Below are 17,491 nucleotides of genomic sequence, written 5' to 3'. Positions count from 1 at the left end.
GAAAGATACGAAAGGATGAGGTGAGATGTTGGCTATAAAAATCAAAACAATGATAAATGCGAAAAGCCAAGAAGAAAAATAAAACAGTGTTTGATAGCAAAAGCATCACTAGTTACCCATGTGTCTTTCTATGGTTTTCAGCATCACTCGAGCATTATCCCCCGCCCTTCCTTCTGCATCCATCTCTATTACCTTCTTGTAATATTTAATTGCGTTTTGAACATCATTCAGTTTCAAATAGCACTCAGCAAGACTATCCCATGTATTCGGTGAATGTGGATAAAGCTGAGTATTCAAAATAAGGACTTCTAACGCAGCTTTCATCATGTCCTTACGCATCAGTGAATAGCCAATTGTATTCAGATGTGACCGTATTTTAGCTTCATCGTGAGGGAACCGAGCACCGAGTCCTTTTCCTCGGGCAGATGCTCTCTCATAATCTTTCTCTTCGTAAAGCCTCTCTATGTCAATCGTTGCATGGTACAAGCTTTCTTCAAAATTCAATATTGCATTTAGTGCCACATCTCTATTCATAGCATAATCCATCGAACTCATTTCAATCGACACATCCGGTTTAGTCCATATTCGCAAGTCCAACGGGTGTTTTTCTTGATGCCAAAGAAATGACAAACGAACATCTAACTGACTATTTGGTAATGTCTCCACCTTTGGGTCACCCCATGAATTTACGTTGGACGAAGTGGGTTCCCCCACAAAAATGGCGTCAGTGTATGTCTCCAGTTGGTTAACCAGATTTTGCGCTGCTGAAAAAGTATTGCGACCTATTATGACGAACAATTTACCTTTCTGATTTAACCTAGATTTTATAAGACCCAAAACAACAGGCAAATTCAGATGCCCACTCCCTCCTCCATTTAAGCGAACATCTAAAATGAATTTCTCAACCTCATTCTGCTCTACAAACTGAAAGACTTTTCTGTAAAACTGACTGATTGATTCTTTTGAATCATCCTTGATTTCGCTTTGCCGAACATAAATAGCACGTGCATCTTCGAGATAGTCAAACCTATATTTTTCATTCAGGTTCATTAGCCAATAGGGTGTCTCATCAGCATTTCTAAAATTAATCCAATCAGCTTCATTTACTACAAATCCATAGGTTGAAGGAACATGAGCTGCATCGGTAATATCAAATGATTCTTCAATGATCTCCCCATGCTTTTTGAAGGTCATTGAAACTCTTGAAACTTCAGCACTTATGCCCATTGCATTAAGTATTTCAGGGCACCTTAGCAGGTTAATACCATATGCCTTGAAGAATTGCTCGTTCTCAATGCTCACAACAGGACGAATCTTAATTAGGGCTTCTTTTGTCTCGTATTTTCCGATCCTTAAAACTTCGGCTCCCACCAAATGCGCATATTTTTCGTGTACACCCTGAACGAAAAGACCGTCCTTGAACAAATAGAAGTTAAGAGGGAATTGATGAAACCCTGTTCTTAATACTGAGCCGTGATAAGACTCTGTTAAAGAAATTCCCGTATGACCTATTTTAAAACTCGCCACTATTGAAGCCATTCGAACAATAATTTCATGATCTTTTAAATCAGGAATTTCAGCAAATAACTCCTCCACTTTCTCGTCAAATTCCTCTTGTGTTATCCGATAAAAAAGATGAGGATATTCAGTTGTGATTTTTTTCTGTAGAAACCTGAGGTCTTCACGCCATTGATCAGCCGATAGGTCTTTTACTTGGGTGAATGCCAAAAAAAATGAGGCACTTAGAACGATTGAATAAAAAAATTTCATAATGTGGATCTTAATTTGACTATTTGATTTGCAACTCTTAGCTTGTTACGAACGTCTTTTCAGAGTCAAATTAAACTGAGCCAGTAATCGAAAGTTGAGAAAACCATGTCCTTTTAATATCCTTTTTATAGCTGAAATAGCATGCGAAGTTTTAAGAAACAAACAGAATTCAAAATCATTGATGAGACCAACGAAATATTATTTCAATATAAAAACGGTGTCAAAAGGATAAAAATCGAGCCTATTATGTCCTCCATAATGATGGAAATTTCTGGTACACAGAGTTTTGTTTCCAGAGAAGAATTAATCAATAAAATTTGGGATGGCAATTCTGCTGTAGGCAATAAGTCGCTTACAAAGAACATATACAAAATAAGGAAAGTCTTTGAAGAGAATGAATTATCCAATCCAATTGAAACCATTCCTAAGAAAGGATATCGATTAAAGCTTCAAACAGTAAACCATAGAAGACCAATGCTTCCAATGAAAAGATACACTCCCGCAGCTATAGCGATTATTTTAGCACTTGTTTTAATAAAACTAATTTATCCGGGAGTTGGGCACGTTATTTTGCACCGACTGTTGCATTAATTTATTTAGCCAAATAAAGCCAGAGAACCCATTTCAAAACACGCTCTTCATCTGATATCCAACACTAATAAAAAACCTATGCAAGTATTCTTCTACGGTTTATTTATGGATGAAACCATTTTAGCTAAAAATGGCATCAAACCTTCCAATCCAAGAAAAGGCTACCTGAATGGCTATGCGTTGAAAATCGGAAATCGGGCTTCCTTGATTCCTAATAAAAATGAACGATCTCACGGCATTGTGATGACAGTTGATTCTCATCAGATTCAAGCGTTGTATGCCGAACCGAGTGTAGCTGATTATGTGCCAGAAGAGGTGATTGTTATTACTGATGCAAATGAATCCATCGAGGCAACCTGCTACAATCTTCCGGAGGAATTACTCACTGGAACAAACCCATCGTATGCCCAATCACTTTTAGCATTAGCTCAGAAGCTCGAATTCCCAGAAGTTTACCTGGCTAAAATCAAAAAAATGATGGATTAAAACCCACTTTGACTCGCTTCTTCCTTGATTTTCTCCGCCTCCTCTTTGCCCAAGTATCGATCGATTAGGTAATGCCCCAAATAGATTAAGGGAGTCAAGGCGATTGCAATGATGAATTTGTAGATATAATTGAGCGAACCCACGGACATCACTTGTGAGAAATCCCATCGACTCTCTGCAGGTGCAAGTATGTAAAAAGCTATAGCCAGTACCACAAAGCTGTCAATGAGTTGCGAGATGAGCGTAGATCCTGTAGCTCTCAGCCAGATCATCTTCTCTCCCGTGATCTTTCGCAATCGTTGAAAGATGATCACATCCAATACCTGACCAATCAAGAAAGCGATAATGGAACCGATGATGATACCCAATCCCTGTGTATAGATTTTGTTGAATGCAAAGTTCATATTGAAGGGATTTCCTTCCTCATCACTGTTGTTAACCTCCAACCAAAAAGCGGCTGGGCTTAGTTTGGTTACTAACCAGATCATGAGGAAGGCATACATGATGCAACCAACAGCAATGAAGCTGATCTTGCGCACACCAGCTTTCCCAAAGTACTCATTGATAATATCCGTGGTTATAAACACAACAGGCCAAATCATGACCCCTGCAGTGAGGTTAAAGTCGAGCGTATAACCAAAGATGTTCAGGTTGGCTGGCTGCCAACCAAGGGTCTGTTCAAGGGAGAAAATCTTCACCCCTATCAGCTCCGCTAAGATGGCATTCGTCAAAAAGATTGCTGCGAGAATGATGAAAAGGCTTTGCTTCTTATTTCCCATCTACCACAAATTTGGTTCCTTCGATCGCAAGCTCGGATCGCTCAAAAACAGTTTTTGCTTCATCAATGATTGGATCTAGCTCTTTGTAACGTGCAGAGAAATGCCCCAACACAAGTTTCCCAACGTTGGCATCTTTCGCAAACTGAGCAGCTTGCTTGGCAGTGGTGTGATACGTTTGGATCGCCCGATCCTTCATATCGTCTGCGAAAGTGGCTTCATGATACAGCATGTCTACTCCTCGGACAGTTTCTAAAAGTTCGGGTCTTACCCTCGTATCTGAAAAGAAAGCATAACTAAAACTTGGATTTGGATCCAGTGTGATCAGCTTATTTTCGTATTTCACAGACCCGTCTTCGTTCAAGACATCCCCCCCCTCTTTCAACCGAATGATGTCGAGGTTTGAAAGCTGTACATCCGGCAGCACCTTTCGATTGATTCTTCGCTTCTTCGGCTTTTCTTTAAATAAGTACCCGGAACATGGCACCCGATGATCCATGGGTAGTGAAGTCACCGTAAACTTGGGATGATCCATCACTACCTCTGATTGACCGGGTTTAAATTCCACAAAGCGTATGTGAAAATTGAGAGATGTCTCAGAGTGCCTGAGCTGTAGCTGGAGGATTTCCTTTAGTCCTGGGGGACCTACCAGCAGAAGTTCCTTTTGTCTACCAAACAAGTGCATCGTAGACAAAAGTCCGATTAACCCAAAGTAATGATCACCGTGTAAATGCGAGATGAATATATGATCTATGCGAGAGAGTTTTACTTTGTGCCGCTTCATCAATAGCTGCGTCCCCTCCCCACAATCAATTAAGAAATGTTGATCCTGAAGCTTGAAAACCTGAGCAGTATGGTGCCTGCGATGTGCAAACGCCGCTGAATTGGATCCAAGTATCAGTAATTCAAGGCTCAAGTCTATTCCGCTGCGCCCTGACCCTTGTTAATTTCTGCCATCAATACTGCATCTGCTGCTTCTTCTTGCCCAGCGACTATCGTCATTACTTTGTCAAGCTGACTAATAGAAATCAATTTCATTACGTGATCGGTCACATTGTAAAGTACGAATACGCCCGTTTCTCCAAACGAACGATTACCAACTAAAAGCGCACTAAGACCACTGGAATCTACGTATTTAACGTTTGCCATATCCACAATCAAACTCTTCACTCCATCTTGAGCGAGATTCATAAATTCGGACTTAAGCTCAGGAGAAACAGTAGAATCTACTTTTTCCTGATTGAGCTTGGCGATTGAATAGTTTTCGTATTTGTCTACTGTAAATTCCATAATTCTTTATTCTACTATTTGGGCTATTTCCTCTTTAATACGGGCTAATTTATCTGAGTATTCGTCCTTAACAAACTTTTCCCCAGAGATGTTCTCATAAAGTTCGATATATCTGTCTGAAATCAATGTTAATCTGTCTTCAGGCATTTCTGGAATTTGCTGTCCTTCTTTTCCTTGAAAGCCCTCTGATATCAACCATTGCCTTACAAATTCCTTTGACAGCTGCTTTTGAGGCTGGTCATTATCTAACAACTCCTGATATGGTCGTGCATAGAAGTACCTGGATGAGTCTGGCGTGTGTACCTCATCAATCAAGGTGATTTCCCCCATGTACTTCCCAAATTCATACTTGGTATCAACCAATATCAACTCTCGTTCAGCCGCTATTTCCGTTCCTCGCTCAAAAAGCTTTCTCGTATACTCCTCGAGTCTTACATAGTCAGTTTCTGAAACGATCCCTTGTGCTAAAATTTCTTCTCTGGAAATATCTTCGTCATGTCCTTCATCCGCTTTTGTTGTTGGCGTAATGATTGGCTCGGTGAATTTCTCATTCTCCTTCATGCCATCTGGCATGGGTACTCCGCACAACATTCGCTTGCCATCCCGATATTCTCTCCATGCATGTCCTGTTAAGTAACCGCGAATGACCATTTCTACTTTAAATGGCTCACATCTTTTGCCAAAAGTGACATTGGGATGAGGAGTTTTCTCCACCCAGTTTGGAACAATGTCTTTTGTGGCTTCCAGGAATTTATCGGCGAGCTGGTTGAGTACCTGCCCCTTATAGGGTATCGGCTTAGGAAGTACCACATCAAAAGCAGAAATGCGATCGGTAGCAATCATGGCAAGTTTGTCCCCAAACTCGTATACTTCGCGAACCTTTCCGGTGTATTTTCCGGTTTGTCCTTTAAATTGAAAATTGGTAGAAATGATGCCTTTGGACATAGACGGCAAATATAGCCTGATGTATACGATTGCATGAATACTCAAGCAATGAAAAAAATTGTCTTTTTAATCGCACTAGCTGTAGCCTGTGAATTTCGCATAGATGATTCTGAAGCGAAAGAAACACTGGAAACCATTGATATCCAGTTTGGAGATTTAACGGTTGGTCAAAGAAATATGCATTACGCATATACGAATCTTGAAAGGGACACACTCATTGTCTTCATTCATGGTTCACCTGGTTCCTGGAGTGCATTCATTGATTTCTTCAAAGCAGATTCCCTGCTAGACCGATTTGATATGATATCTGTGGATCGTCCCGGATTTGGTGAATCCGGATTTGGTGAAGCGGAAGCTTCAATGGAAATGCAAGCCTACCAGATAAACGAGGTACTGAATCAATTCCCCCGGAAACGAAAAATTCTTATCGGGCATTCATTGGGTGGGCCGGTAGTCGCACGAATGGCAATGGATTATCCCAACGAATACTTAGGGATGATTTTGGTTGCGCCATCCATCGATCCTGAAATGGAAAAAGATGAGTGGTATAGAGGGGTCATAGACACGCAGGTCGGGGCTTTCTTCACTCCAAAAGAATTTGAAGTAAGCAACGATGAAATTTTACCTTTAAAAAAAGAGCTTCACGATATGCTGCCGCTGTGGGAGCAAATAAAAATACCAACGATTGTCATTCAGGGTACTGAAGACTCGTTGGTACCTAAAGAAAATGCAGCTTTTGCGCAACAAATGCTTCCAGATTCACTGCTGGAAGTACACCTGCTCGAAGATGTAAACCACTTCATTCCATGGTCTCATCCCGAAGAAATAATAAAGGCCATTCGCACCGTAGCAAATGGCCCGAGTTATTATCCATAGCTAGACGCTGAGCGTCTGTTTCATAAATGTCTCGCATTTCTCCCTGCTGCCTATATATAGGATGCTAAAGCCTTTCTTTACCATCCAATCACCTGTTCGTGATTTCGTTAGTTTTATACGATCCTTATCTCCCCTTTTTGCAAATAACCTAAAAAGATTCATAGTGAGCTTATTTTAAGTTAAAAATTGTATCATTTATATATTAAACATAAATATAATAATAATGTTTCATAAATAGTTATATTTTTTATTTAAATACTTCTATTTATAATCAAAAAAGGTAAAAGAAAAGGCAATGCGTGGTGAATGCATTGCCTTTTAGTGAGATCCTATTGCTGGATTTTATAATGCGTGACTCATATACGTCTCGCATTTATCTTTAGAGCCTATATACAGGACGGTAGATCCTTTTCTTACTACCCATTCCCCAGTAGACTCTTTTTTAAGTTTAAGCTGGTTTTCGTCTGTCGATTTTCCTAGTAGAGTTTTAACAAATTTCATTTCGCTTTTATGATTATGGTCGATTTATACTTTGATGAGAACAAATTTAACTATTCTAAGTCATTAATTAAAATAATTAAATAAGTTCTTTATAAAGTGCAATTGTGAAATTACCACGAGTCCATTAGTCGATAAAAACGTGCGTTTTGTCCAATTCAGATTTAGCTAAATGCTGTGGAGTCTACCACTTAATGAGTGCAGAAGCCCATGTAAAACCGCTCCCGAATGCTGCAAGGCAGATCAAATCTCCCTGCTTAATCTTACCCTCTTGAAACGCCTCACTCATGGCTATTGGGATGGATGCTGCTGTTGTGTTACCATATCGCATGATGTTATTGTAAACCTGATTGTCAGACAGCTTCATTTTAGCCTGAACAAACTGGCTAATGCGAAGATTGGCTTGATGTGGAACCAAAAGATCGATATCCTCTGATTTCTTATTATTAGCCATCAACGCCTCGCCGATTACTTCCATGAATCGTGTAACAGCATGTTTAAATACAAAATTTCCGTTCATGTGCGGATAATAGCTAGAATCCTCAGCATCGTTCTCTTCTATGATTTCAGGAACCCACCTGCCCGTATTCGGCCCGATAAGTGCCAGCTCCTCAGCGTGCTTTCCTTCTGAATGCAAATGCGTCGACAGAATTCCACGATCTGCATCTTCACATCGCTGCACCACTGCAGCACCTGCGCCATCTCCAAAGATTACTGTTACACCTCTACCTCTATCCGATTTTTCAAGACCACCGGAATGATTTTCGGCACCTATCACAAGGATGTTTTTGTACATTCCCGTTTTTATAAATTGATCAGCAATGGATAAACTGTATACAAAACCAGAACATTGGTTGCGAACATCTAATGCTCCAATCTCTTTTATTCCCAATTGATCCTGAACCATCACACCCGGGCCTGGGAAGTAATAATCCGGGCTTAGTGTGGCAAAGATGATAAAGTCAATATCATCTGCTACAAGTCCCGCATTCGCAATCGCCATTTTTGCCGCTTTGGTTCCCATCGTGGAAGGGCTATCATCTGTTTTAGGGTCAATCCATCTACGCTCCTTGATACCTGTCCGTTCGGTAATCCATTCATCGCTGGTGTCCATGATCTTGGACAAATCTTCGTTGGTCATGACATTATCAGGTACATAATGTCCTAGACCTGCAATAATTGAGGTGTACATGCTGTTTATTTTGGTGTATCTAAATATACAGGAAAGAGAAGTTATTATCGGACGATGATCTCTATTCTTCGATTGAGTTCTCTTCCTTCTCGTTCATTATCATTGGTAGCCAATGGTTGGGCTTCCCCATAACCTTTTGCAATTACTCGAGCTTTTGAAACTCCATTCTTTATCAACCAATTTCTAACCGCATCAGCTCGTTTCTGAGAGATCCATTGATTGGTTGCCTCATCGCCTATGCTATCGGTGTGCCCAGCAATTTCAATCTTCATTTGTGGATATTCACTCATCTTCGATAGAATGGCTCGTAAAACAGGTTCACTTTCGTTGGAAACCTTCGTGTCTCCAAAATCAAAGTATATGTTTCTTACGACTGCACGATCACTGGTACTGCTCATACGTCCCAAATCTTGAATGCTGGATCCTCTTCTTTGAGATGCTTCAGGTGTGGTCTTCACAGGCGTTTTTGATGGAGCTGCATTATTACGCTGACCTGGGCTAGAAGTAGCAGGTTTATTCCGGACTGCAGAAGTTTGTGTTGCCTGTGCTGGCACCTCTCCGAGATAGAAATCTTTCAGGTAGGTGGTGTTTGTTCCTCCTGTCGAGTGAATTTCAAAATCGTCCAATGTCACCAATTCGTTTTCATTCATTCTCACTTCAACTTCATATATATCGTCTGCATTGATCACCATTTCATACCTTCCTTGTTCGTCAACCGGAGAGAAAAAATACATGTCTGTATACTCCACCGGTCGAAAGAAAATTCTTGCATCAGTCACAGGTTTTCCCGTAGGTCCATCGATTAATCTTCCTTTTATCTTTACGGTATGTATTTCCCAGAAAAAGAAAATATCATAATCTCCGATTGTGTGAAGCCGATTGGAGGTGAAATACCCCGACATTTGGTCATTATTCAATTTAAAATGAATTTCATCATCAGGAGAGTTTACTGGGAAACCCATATTCACAGGTTCAGACCAAGTGAGTGTAGCTGAATCAAACTCTGACTTGAATATATCATACCCACCCATCGTCTCATGGCCATCTGAAGCAAAATAGAGTGTCTTCTCATCCGGACTTAGGTAAGGACTATCTTCGTTGTATTCGCTATTTATCGTTGTAGCAAACAATGCAGGTTTGCTCCATTCCCCTGTTTCATGATTCCTATATGATTGAAACAAGTCCAGGTTTGGTTCTTTTTTGGTTCCAACGTCTTTGGCAAAAATGATTCGATCTTCATGCTCATTGATGAAAAAATGAGAACTGAGGTGCGTAGACGAAATTTTACTATCAAATTCCCTCGGAGCGGACCAGCCAGTTTTGCTGTCCGTAGGTTCGCTAAAGAACAGATCGCCACCTTTATCTGTGCGGAATTGAAACAAGCGTCCATCTTCGGCCACTACCTCAATATTAGAATTTTCACGCGTAAACGTACCAACATTGTATAATACTGTGGGTTCTGACCAGCTTCGACTTCCTTCATGAACGGTATGATAGATTTGAAATTGATCGGGCTTTGACTCATCACGGTTGGATAAAAACATCAACTCCTCGTTATCAGCAAAATAAACCGGACTCATCTCAGCATATTTCGTATTGAGCCCTTCTTCCAATAAGTGAATTTCGTAGAACATCGGGTTGTCCATGAACTTCTTAGCGGTAGCTGCCCAACTGGCCCATCTACGAGCCTCTTCCATTATTTCTTCACTTTTACGAGCTGGTAACTCTAAAAATTTCCTCAAGGATTGAATTGCCTCCTCAAATTCATATTCTTTCAAGAGAATCCTTCCTTGCCAGTAATAATAGAATTTATCGCGAGTAGCCATCACCTCTTCATATCCATAAAAAGGCTCCATATCCTCGTACTGAGTAATGGAAAGAAGTTTACAAATTTCGATTTTGTACTGGATATCCTCGTATGCTGAGTCTATCTCTTCTATAGCTTTGTATTGTTCCAGCGCCTCCGCAAACCTTTCATCGTAAAAGATTTCCTCGGCAGCATTGTACAATTTAAACGTTCGTTGCGCTTGAATTCCTGTGCAAAACATTAAGAACAGGATGGCATAAAACACGCGAACCACTCTTATCATATATCCCAAATCTAATTCCTGTACAAGTTTAATTAAATAACCCTAAATCCCTATTAGTAAATAAGTTATTGATTAAAATAACCAATACGAATGCCAGCTGCAAAAAAAAGTCCTGAAAAATTATCCCCTGCTACTTTCGCCAGGTTTAAATTCCTCATCTGTTGATATCCTATTACTATATGTGGCTTTGCATATCTGAACCTTCCCATTTCTACTTTTAGATTGATTTTGACCAAATCAAATTCATCTCTAAGAAAATCTTGCCCATCCTCCAGGTTTCGCCAGGTCATATCGCCCTTAAAATAGCCGGCATTCAGCATTAGGTCAACCATCGAAGACTGATACAATTGACGACCAATATTTATGCCTCCGTATCGATAATTTAACTTAAAGTCGTTTGGAAAAACAATCAATGATTGCACCTCGCCTTGAAAATCATACCGATTAAAGCTAATCAGCCACTTTTCATATTGAACTCCAACGCCAACAAAGCTTAAAAAATTATTTCCCGGTATGCTAGCCTCATAGCTTACGCCACCCTCTAGATAAACACCTAAATAGTATGCAGGCGGCTCAACCTCAGCAGTATCAATAGCAATTATACCTGTTGTATCCAAAACTGCAGTATCCAATTCTTGCGTCAGAGCAATTCCAGGAGTAAGCATCAATATCCAGAAAAATTTTTTCATTAGAAATACAATTCTCAATTTCAATTAGCTATTGCTTTTTTCAATTTGAAAAAGCATCATTATAACTTTATAAACAGGCCTAAGTTTAGATTCTTTTATTTGTGGGTTAAAATTAACAACAACGTGCAACCCTTGTCCCCTTTAAAAGTCTTTACCTCGAACTAACCTTAGAAATTGGAAGCAAACACGGTAAATATTCATGCCGACCTAATTGGCAGGTGCAGGAAAGAAGATCGAGCAGCACAGTTTGAAATATACAAGCTGTACAGCAAGGCGATGTTCAATACTGCCCGAAGAATTACTGGTGATGAAAATGACGCAGAAGATGTATTGCAGGATGCATTTGTAAGCGCCTTTCAAAACCTGAAAAGCTATAGGGAAGACGCCTCATTTGGGGCATGGTTGAAGCGAATCGTGATCAATAAAGCGCTGAATCAGGTGCAGCGAAATAAGAAAGATCTGATGCTGGCTGAAGACGTGAAGGAAGATGTCAGTGAATTAGAACCGGAAAGCACAGAGTCGGCATACACCATTGATCAAATAAAGAAGGCAATGAACGACCTGCCTTCCGGATTCAGAACGGTACTATCGCTCTACTTATTTGAGGGATATGACCACAAAGAAATTAGTGAAATATTGGGTATCACGGAATCAACTTCCAAATCTCAATACAAGCGTGCAAAAGACAAATTAAAATTGATTGTAACACAGGAGGTAAATTATGGGTGATCATTTGGAGAAATTCATCATGGAGAATAGGGCATCTTTTGATGATGCCGTGCCTACCGAGAAAGCTTGGGAAGGCATCGATCGGAAGCTTAGTAAAAAGCAATCAAACTGGCACATGATCTGGAAAGCGGCAGCTGTGCTATTCATGGTTTCAACCATCTATTTGATAATAGACAAAAGCCAATCTGGATCGCAAGATGAAGCCTTTTTGAGTGATGAATTCACGCAAGCGGAAGAATACTATGTTTCCTTAATTGCTCAGCGTAAGCAGGCGATTGTAGACCAGTTAACTCCTGAAAAGCATGAACAATTTTTAGTAGAAATCGATCAACTCGATTCGATGTATTTAGATCTTAAGAAAACCTACCAGACCAATGCTTCCAATGACCGAGTAATGGATGCGATGATCAGCAACCTGCAGCTGAGACTCAATATCCTCAACAAACAACTGGACATTTTGCAAAACATCAAAAACCAAAACAATGAAAACGACACATCTATTGAAATATAAATTACTAGCGCTCATTCTTCTCCTAACATCCGTTGCGGTAGCGAAGGATCAGGATGAAAAAAAGAAGTATGTGGAGAAGAACTACAAAGTAAGTACTACCACAAAACTTAAAATCGAAAATAGTTTCGGTGAAATACTAATCAACACGTGGGAGAAAAATGAGTTTGATATCAAAGTGGAGATTATCGGTAAAGGCCGAAACGATGAAAGAGCTCAGAGAATTCTTGATGCAATTGAAATCGACATTACAGAAAGCAGTGCTGAAATCTCATTTGAAACTGAAATAGAAAAGTTGAAGAATAAAAACGAGGAAGGTTTTGAAATCAACTACACGGTTTATATGCCAGAGACCAATCCGCTGAACATTCGAAATAGTTTCGGTGACGTCACAATGGGTGACCGCAAAAACAACCTGGACATCCATGTTTCTTATGGTTCTATGCGTGTTGGAGATATTTCAGGAGACGCTCGAATCAAACTTTCCTTTGGAAGTGGCGGTGTTGAAAGTATGAAGGATGGTGAAGCCACGATCAAATACAGCAATTTCGAAATTGACATGGCCGGAAAATTGGATTTAACGCAAGGTTTTTCCGACATTGAGATTGGTGAAGTCGCGGACTTGGAACTTGAAAGCAAATACGGAAAGATTGAAATCGAGAAGGTAGATAAAATAGATGCTGATGTACATTTTTCCGGCTTGGATATCGAAGAGTTAACTGGCAGCATAGAACTTGATTGTAGCTATTTAGGAAATTTTAGAATTGAAAAGTTGGCTAAATCCTTCACGTTAGTGGATATTGATGGAAGGTTTGGCTCGTATGAGATTGGGCTGGAAGAAGGCTTAAATGCCGATATCGATGCAGAATTTTCCTTTGCCAACCTTAAATATTCTTCAGACGTAGACGCTACATTCAATTATCGGGTAAAGGAATCCAACAAAAGCACCTATCGGGGTAAAATTGGCAAGGGTGATCCAAATAAGAGGATTAGAGTAGACTCGAACTACGGAAACCTCAGACTAAAAATGGACTAATCCACAAATAATACAAGTGTACCATTGGAATGGTGCCGAAAGACATGCTCATTTACCGAGCATGTCTTTTTTTGTCCATACTCATGGTATTTCTTGGTACTTTGCTTCCATCAAATTTCAAATCAACACCCATGAGAAGTACACTCACCTTTTTCGTTTTTTGTATTTTCATTTCAACTTTTGGTCAGGATCGCTCGATTTCCGCAAATGAAACGGTTTCAAGCAATCATCAAATTGCAATCAAAGGAAAAACTGTTCCATATACTGCCATTACCGGGACTCAACCAGTTTGGAACGATGAAGGAAAAGCAATTGCTGCTGTTCATTTCACCTACTACCAGCGATCTGATATCAAAAATAAAGCCGCCCGGCCCTTGGTAATTTCTTTCAATGGTGGACCTGGTTCTGCTTCCGTTTGGATGCACCTGGCTTACACAGGACCAAAAATATTGAAAGTAGATGATGAAGGCTTTCCTATTCAGCCGTACGGCGTAAAAGACAATCCGAATTCAATTCTTGATGTAGCAGACATAGTCTTTGTGAATCCGGTCAATACAGGTTATTCGCGCATTCTCGATACAGAAAACACAGACCGTGACTTCTTTTTCGGCGTGAATGAAGACATCTCATATTTAGCTGAATGGATCAACACCTTTGTCACACGCATGAATCGCTGGGAATCTCCGAAATACCTGATCGGCGAAAGCTATGGTACAACACGTGTTTCCGGGTTGGCGTTGGAGTTGCAGAATAGACAATGGATGTACCTGAATGGTGTGATATTGGTTTCTCCAACAGAACTTGGCATACACAGTGGGCAAGGCCGCAGAGATGGTCCGCTCGGAGCAGCTCTGAGAGTTCCTTACTTCACTGCAGCTGCATGGTATCACGAAAAGCTACCTTCTGATCTGCAAAGCAAGGATCTGCTAGAAGTCTTGGATGAGGTCGAAAAATATGCTATTCAGCAACTAATGCCAACACTCGTAAAGGGAGGCTTTGTTGACGAAGATGAAAGAAATAAGGCAGCTCAAATGATATCAAGATATTCAGGCATTTCAACTAAATCGGTTCTTCAGTACAATCTAGATGTCCCCACTTCATTTTTCTGGAAAGAACTGCTTCGCGAAGAAGGATTCACAGTGGGTAGGTTAGATTCTCGTTACAAAGGCATAGATCGAACGAACGGAGGAGACAGTCCTGATTTTAATTCTGAGCTTACAAGCTGGCTTCACGCTTTTACACCAGCCATCAATTATTACTACAAAAATGTGCTTAAGTATGAGACCGATTTGAAGTACAACATGTTTGGCCCGGTACATCCATGGAACAGGGGGAATAACAACACCGGAGAGAACTTGCGTCAAGCCATGGCACAAAACCCGTACCTCCATACTATGATCCAAAGTGGCTACTACGATGGAGCCACCAAGTATTTTGATGCAAAGTACACGCTCTGGCAAATCGATCCCAGTGGAAAGATGAAAGAACGTTTATCCTTTAAAGGCTATCGCAGTGGACATATGATGTATCTCAGAAACGAAGATTTGATTAGCAGCAATGATCATTTGAGAGATTTTATTAAAAAAACTCTCCCTGGCAATAAACCTGCTAAATATTGATTCGTACAATTTGAACTACTGAAATGCGTTCGTCGAAGTAAATGAAGATAAAAATATTTTACCTTTTTTTGATTTCATTCACCTGGAGTTGGTCCCTCGCTCAAACCTCTCCGGACATTACTCCCATTAGCATTGGTAAGGACAATGATTTCAAAGGGTATGACCTAATCGACATTGCGAACAATCGGGTTTTTGTACTGGCCGAACATTGGCATAACATACGCACGGTTCCTAGAGCAAGTATGAAAGTGCTTGAGCATCTCCATAAAGAAGGGAACGTTCGAATTTTAGCAATTGAACAGGGTGCAAGTGCCGCCTATATGATCAACAAATTTCTTCAATCAGGCGATACAATATCTCTTAGGCATATTGTACGCAACACAATGTTTTGGGGACAAGAAAACTGGGCGTTTTTCGAAGACTTGAGAGCTTTCAATCAAACGCTCCCCGAAGAAGAGCGTGTCTTCGTCAGGAGTATCGACATTGAATACAAAATGGAATCTGCCATCTATGTTATCAATGAACTGATCAAGCAGAAAGAAATTCCCGCTTCACTGGAAAGCACTGTTGGTGCTTTTAAGCAGTTATTTGAAGACACCAGAGCGCACCGGGAATCTCATCAAGGATTGTCTGTCATGTATTACTATGATCGTGAAGTAGTGGAGAATCTTGTGCTTAAAACCATTGACGAAATGGAGCTAAAAAGTGATGAGTATACGGACTTTTTTGGAGATGATTTTGTACGATTTGCTACAATGATACTTGAAATGGATGACGGTCTCACGTTCGACTATACCAACCCAAACAACAACTATAAATTCAGAGATCGGCTGATTTATGATAAGTTCACATCTCTTGCAGAAGAGTATCCAACGGCAGGTATTCTGTGCATCATTGGCATGAGACATGCCACGAAAGGATCATCTATTTATAAGCTAGATAAGCTACCACTTTCACCGCTTCAAGATCAAGTATTAATTATCAAAATATCTGCTCTTTTAAATAAAGTGATTGTTTCGAGTGATTTAAGAAAACTCAACTTCAACTATCCAGATCAATTGAAGGTTAACCCAGCCACCTTGATCAAGCATGGCATTGAGAATACGGCTTTGAAGTCAAGTAAGGACTTTGATTACACCTTGTTCATTAATAGTAGCGGTGAATTAACTCCCTACGAAAAAGTTTATAAAAGAAACGATTAAACAGCTGCTCTTCTAAGCCGGTCGTTGATTGCGCGTCCCAGACCTTCATTGGGAAGGTACTCCGCAAGAATTACCTTAATCTGAGACTGATCCATTTTTCGGAGTGCTGAAAATATATTCCTTCCTGCTTCATTCAAGTCTTCGCTAGCTGAAAGCATCGCCATATTTTGCGCAGGCACATCGTATGGCTTGCTGAAGGATATAATGCCCGTGGTTTGTGGGTCAAATCTCTTCAGGTTTTCGTCAATATCTCCCAAAAGCACCTTTCTACCTGGTGAGTAGTGGGATTTTAACATTCCGGGAGCAGCAGGATTCGAACTCACATTGACTTTAAGGCGCACCTTACCCACGACTTCTTCAATAGCTTCCACCCTTGTTCCACCCAGTCTATACACAACCACTTCATCCTCTTCGAACCCAATGATGGTAGATTCTAATCCAACACTACATGCGCCTCCATCGAGGATGTAGGGCACTCTTTCACCCAGTTGATTTTGAACGTGTTGCGCAGAAGTAGGAGAAACATATCCAAAAGGATTGGCGCTTGGAGCTGCCAGAGGAAAATCAAGTTGAGACAACAGTTCCAACGTTAGTGGATGATTTGGTATCCTAACGGCCATTCTTTTTAATCCTGAAGTCAAAAGGTCTGGAACGGATTTCTTCTTTTCAAGTAAAATTGTCAAAGGGCCAGGCCATAATTTTTCAGCTAATAGAAGTGCTTGCCTGGGAATAGTTTCCACCAGTTTTTTTACTTTATCAAACGAATCTACATGCGCGATGAGAGGATCGAATTTAGGTCGATTTTTAGCAGTATAGATTTTCAAAATAGCGGACTCATTCATGGCATTTCCTGCCAATCCATAGACGGTTTCTGTTGGTATAGCTACCAACTCTCCATGCTGTAGGAGTTTTCCTGCTTTGGTTATATCCGTTCCAATCTCTGACACTTACAATCAATTGAATTGCAAAGATGAAGAACCTTTTGAATTTGTCATGTGACCGTTAAATACTTATTTTCGTCTAAAACCTTTTTTATGACAAAAAGTACACGAAACACCCTCCGAATAGCGTCAATAGTTTTGGCAATCTTGGTCATTCTGATGGACTTGGGTATTATTCCAAACATTGTAAACTATCACTTTTGGGTGATGGTGATTGCCTACTTCTTGTTGGTATTGAGTATTCGCAGTTAGC

18 protein-coding genes are annotated in these 17,491 nt (G+C 40.3%); 9 read left to right on the top strand and 9 right to left on the bottom strand.

Annotated features, from left to right (window positions below; genetic code table 11):
• Nucleotides 1–108 precede the first annotated feature (108 nt).
• Nucleotides 109–1,770, bottom strand: a complete 1,662-nt coding sequence (locus ABJF57_RS16435) for a hypothetical protein (RefSeq protein ID WP_462232423.1) — start codon at nt 1,768–1,770, stop codon at nt 109–111.
• Nucleotides 1,771–1,911: 141 nt separating this feature from the next.
• Between ABJF57_RS16435 and ABJF57_RS16430 the strand changes: the two genes are divergently transcribed.
• Together ABJF57_RS16430 and ABJF57_RS16425 are read left to right on the top strand one after the other, a co-directional pair.
• The gene (locus tag ABJF57_RS16430; protein WP_462232422.1) at nt 1,912–2,361 is read left to right on the top strand and encodes a winged helix-turn-helix domain-containing protein; all 450 of its coding nucleotides are present in this window, start codon (nt 1,912–1,914) and stop codon (nt 2,359–2,361) included.
• 78 nt (nt 2,362–2,439) lie between these two features.
• Nucleotides 2,440–2,847, top strand: a complete 408-nt coding sequence (locus ABJF57_RS16425; protein WP_462232421.1) for a gamma-glutamylcyclotransferase family protein — start codon at nt 2,440–2,442, stop codon at nt 2,845–2,847.
• On the opposite strand, the gene ABJF57_RS16420 is transcribed toward ABJF57_RS16425, so the two are convergent.
• The 4 genes from ABJF57_RS16420 to ABJF57_RS16405 are packed head-to-tail and all read right to left on the bottom strand — an operon-like array spanning nt 2,844 to nt 5,858.
• Nucleotides 2,844–3,626, bottom strand: a complete 783-nt coding sequence (locus ABJF57_RS16420; protein WP_462232420.1) for a queuosine precursor transporter — start codon at nt 3,624–3,626, stop codon at nt 2,844–2,846. The genes ABJF57_RS16425 and ABJF57_RS16420 overlap by 4 nt on opposite strands.
• Complete coding sequence (locus ABJF57_RS16415) at nt 3,616–4,539, bottom strand: ribonuclease Z (RefSeq protein ID WP_462232419.1); 924 nt, start codon at nt 4,537–4,539, stop codon at nt 3,616–3,618. Before ABJF57_RS16415 ends, ABJF57_RS16420 begins: the two co-directional genes overlap by 11 nt.
• A 2-nt stretch (nt 4,540–4,541) precedes the next feature.
• Nucleotides 4,542–4,913, bottom strand: a complete 372-nt coding sequence (locus ABJF57_RS16410; protein WP_462232418.1) for an STAS domain-containing protein — start codon at nt 4,911–4,913, stop codon at nt 4,542–4,544.
• 6 nt (nt 4,914–4,919) lie between these two features.
• Entirely contained in the window at nt 4,920–5,858 is a 939-nt protein-coding gene (locus ABJF57_RS16405) for a phosphoribosylaminoimidazolesuccinocarboxamide synthase (protein ID WP_462232417.1), read from the bottom strand.
• 48 nt (nt 5,859–5,906) lie between these two features.
• Here ABJF57_RS16405 and ABJF57_RS16400 point away from each other — a divergent pair, with 48 nt between their 5' ends.
• Nucleotides 5,907–6,734 carry an alpha/beta fold hydrolase gene (locus tag ABJF57_RS16400; RefSeq protein ID WP_462232416.1) on the top strand — a complete coding sequence of 276 codons (828 nt, stop codon included), beginning with the start codon at nt 5,907–5,909 and terminating at the stop codon, nt 6,732–6,734.
• Nucleotides 6,735–7,416: 682 nt separating this feature from the next.
• On the opposite strand, the gene ABJF57_RS16395 is transcribed toward ABJF57_RS16400, so the two are convergent.
• The 3 genes from ABJF57_RS16395 to ABJF57_RS16385 form a co-directional block, all read right to left on the bottom strand.
• Nucleotides 7,417–8,424 carry a 3-oxoacyl-ACP synthase III family protein gene (locus ABJF57_RS16395; RefSeq protein WP_462232415.1) on the bottom strand — a complete coding sequence of 336 codons (1,008 nt, stop codon included), beginning with the start codon at nt 8,422–8,424 and terminating at the stop codon, nt 7,417–7,419.
• A gap of 44 nt (nt 8,425–8,468) precedes the next feature.
• Nucleotides 8,469–10,514, bottom strand: coding sequence for an OmpA family protein (locus tag ABJF57_RS16390; protein WP_462232414.1), 2,046 nt, complete (start codon nt 10,512–10,514; stop codon nt 8,469–8,471).
• A gap of 65 nt (nt 10,515–10,579) precedes the next feature.
• The gene (locus ABJF57_RS16385; protein ID WP_462232413.1) at nt 10,580–11,203 is read right to left on the bottom strand and encodes a hypothetical protein; all 624 of its coding nucleotides are present in this window, start codon (nt 11,201–11,203) and stop codon (nt 10,580–10,582) included.
• Between the two features lie 174 nt (nt 11,204–11,377).
• Between ABJF57_RS16385 and ABJF57_RS16380 the strand changes: the two genes are divergently transcribed.
• The 5 genes from ABJF57_RS16380 (at nt 11,378) to ABJF57_RS16360 (ending at nt 16,297) form a co-directional block, all read left to right on the top strand.
• The gene (locus ABJF57_RS16380; protein WP_462232412.1) at nt 11,378–11,932 is read left to right on the top strand and encodes an RNA polymerase sigma factor; all 555 of its coding nucleotides are present in this window, start codon (nt 11,378–11,380) and stop codon (nt 11,930–11,932) included.
• Entirely contained in the window at nt 11,925–12,443 is a 519-nt protein-coding gene (locus ABJF57_RS16375; protein WP_462232411.1) for a hypothetical protein, read from the top strand. The genes ABJF57_RS16380 and ABJF57_RS16375 overlap by 8 nt, the downstream gene beginning before the upstream one ends.
• Nucleotides 12,415–13,476, top strand: a complete 1,062-nt coding sequence (locus ABJF57_RS16370) for a DUF4097 family beta strand repeat-containing protein (RefSeq protein ID WP_462232410.1) — start codon at nt 12,415–12,417, stop codon at nt 13,474–13,476. The genes ABJF57_RS16375 and ABJF57_RS16370 overlap by 29 nt, the downstream gene beginning before the upstream one ends.
• Nucleotides 13,477–13,607: 131 nt before the next feature.
• The gene (locus ABJF57_RS16365; RefSeq protein ID WP_462232409.1) at nt 13,608–15,095 is read left to right on the top strand and encodes a S10 family peptidase; all 1,488 of its coding nucleotides are present in this window, start codon (nt 13,608–13,610) and stop codon (nt 15,093–15,095) included.
• 41 nt (nt 15,096–15,136) lie between these two features.
• Nucleotides 15,137–16,297 carry an erythromycin esterase family protein gene (locus tag ABJF57_RS16360; protein ID WP_462232408.1) on the top strand — a complete coding sequence of 387 codons (1,161 nt, stop codon included), beginning with the start codon at nt 15,137–15,139 and terminating at the stop codon, nt 16,295–16,297.
• Here the strand turns inward: ABJF57_RS16360 and ABJF57_RS16355 are convergent.
• Nucleotides 16,294–17,244 (bottom strand): L-threonylcarbamoyladenylate synthase, encoded by a 951-nt coding sequence (locus ABJF57_RS16355; RefSeq protein ID WP_462232407.1) that lies wholly within the window; start codon nt 17,242–17,244, stop codon nt 16,294–16,296. The two genes, ABJF57_RS16360 and ABJF57_RS16355, sit on opposite strands and share 4 nt — an antisense overlap.
• 87 nt (nt 17,245–17,331) lie before the next feature.
• Between ABJF57_RS16355 and ABJF57_RS16350 the strand changes: the two genes are divergently transcribed.
• Nucleotides 17,332–17,490: a hypothetical protein gene (locus tag ABJF57_RS16350; RefSeq protein ID WP_462232406.1), complete on the top strand. Its 159-nt coding sequence runs from the start codon at nt 17,332–17,334 to the stop codon at nt 17,488–17,490.
• Nucleotide 17,491: the final 1 nt, after the last annotated feature.

The sequence above is a fragment of the Ekhidna sp. genome (assembly GCF_039940915.1).
GTDB lineage: Bacteria > Bacteroidota > Bacteroidia > Cytophagales > Cyclobacteriaceae > Ekhidna.
The sequence above is the reverse complement of the archived record's forward strand: the minus strand, read 5'-3'. Positions and strand labels throughout refer to the sequence as shown.

What these genes read in the sequence shown, in the direction of transcription:
- ABJF57_RS16435 (WP_462232423.1), bottom strand. Translation starts at nt 1,770, where the DNA reads ATGAAATTTTTTTATTCAATCGTTCTAAGTGCCTCATTTTTTTTGGCA.
- ABJF57_RS16360 (WP_462232408.1), top strand. Translation starts at nt 15,137, where the DNA reads ATGAAGATAAAAATATTTTACCTTTTTTTGATTTCATTCACCTGGAGT.
- ABJF57_RS16410 (WP_462232418.1), bottom strand. Translation starts at nt 4,913, where the DNA reads ATGGAATTTACAGTAGACAAATACGAAAACTATTCAATCGCCAAGCTC.
- ABJF57_RS16365 (WP_462232409.1), top strand. Translation starts at nt 13,608, where the DNA reads ATGAGAAGTACACTCACCTTTTTCGTTTTTTGTATTTTCATTTCAACT.
- ABJF57_RS16420 (WP_462232420.1), bottom strand. Translation starts at nt 3,626, where the DNA reads ATGGGAAATAAGAAGCAAAGCCTTTTCATCATTCTCGCAGCAATCTTT.
- ABJF57_RS16405 (WP_462232417.1), bottom strand. Translation starts at nt 5,858, where the DNA reads ATGTCCAAAGGCATCATTTCTACCAATTTTCAATTTAAAGGACAAACC.
- ABJF57_RS16385 (WP_462232413.1), bottom strand. Translation starts at nt 11,203, where the DNA reads ATGAAAAAATTTTTCTGGATATTGATGCTTACTCCTGGAATTGCTCTG.
- ABJF57_RS16395 (WP_462232415.1), bottom strand. Translation starts at nt 8,424, where the DNA reads ATGTACACCTCAATTATTGCAGGTCTAGGACATTATGTACCTGATAAT.
- ABJF57_RS16375 (WP_462232411.1), top strand. Translation starts at nt 11,925, where the DNA reads ATGGGTGATCATTTGGAGAAATTCATCATGGAGAATAGGGCATCTTTT.
- ABJF57_RS16400 (WP_462232416.1), top strand. Translation starts at nt 5,907, where the DNA reads ATGAAAAAAATTGTCTTTTTAATCGCACTAGCTGTAGCCTGTGAATTT.
- ABJF57_RS16370 (WP_462232410.1), top strand. Translation starts at nt 12,415, where the DNA reads ATGAAAACGACACATCTATTGAAATATAAATTACTAGCGCTCATTCTT.
- ABJF57_RS16390 (WP_462232414.1), bottom strand. Translation starts at nt 10,514, where the DNA reads ATGATAAGAGTGGTTCGCGTGTTTTATGCCATCCTGTTCTTAATGTTT.
- ABJF57_RS16350 (WP_462232406.1), top strand. Translation starts at nt 17,332, where the DNA reads ATGACAAAAAGTACACGAAACACCCTCCGAATAGCGTCAATAGTTTTG.
- ABJF57_RS16425 (WP_462232421.1), top strand. Translation starts at nt 2,440, where the DNA reads ATGCAAGTATTCTTCTACGGTTTATTTATGGATGAAACCATTTTAGCT.
- ABJF57_RS16430 (WP_462232422.1), top strand. Translation starts at nt 1,912, where the DNA reads ATGCGAAGTTTTAAGAAACAAACAGAATTCAAAATCATTGATGAGACC.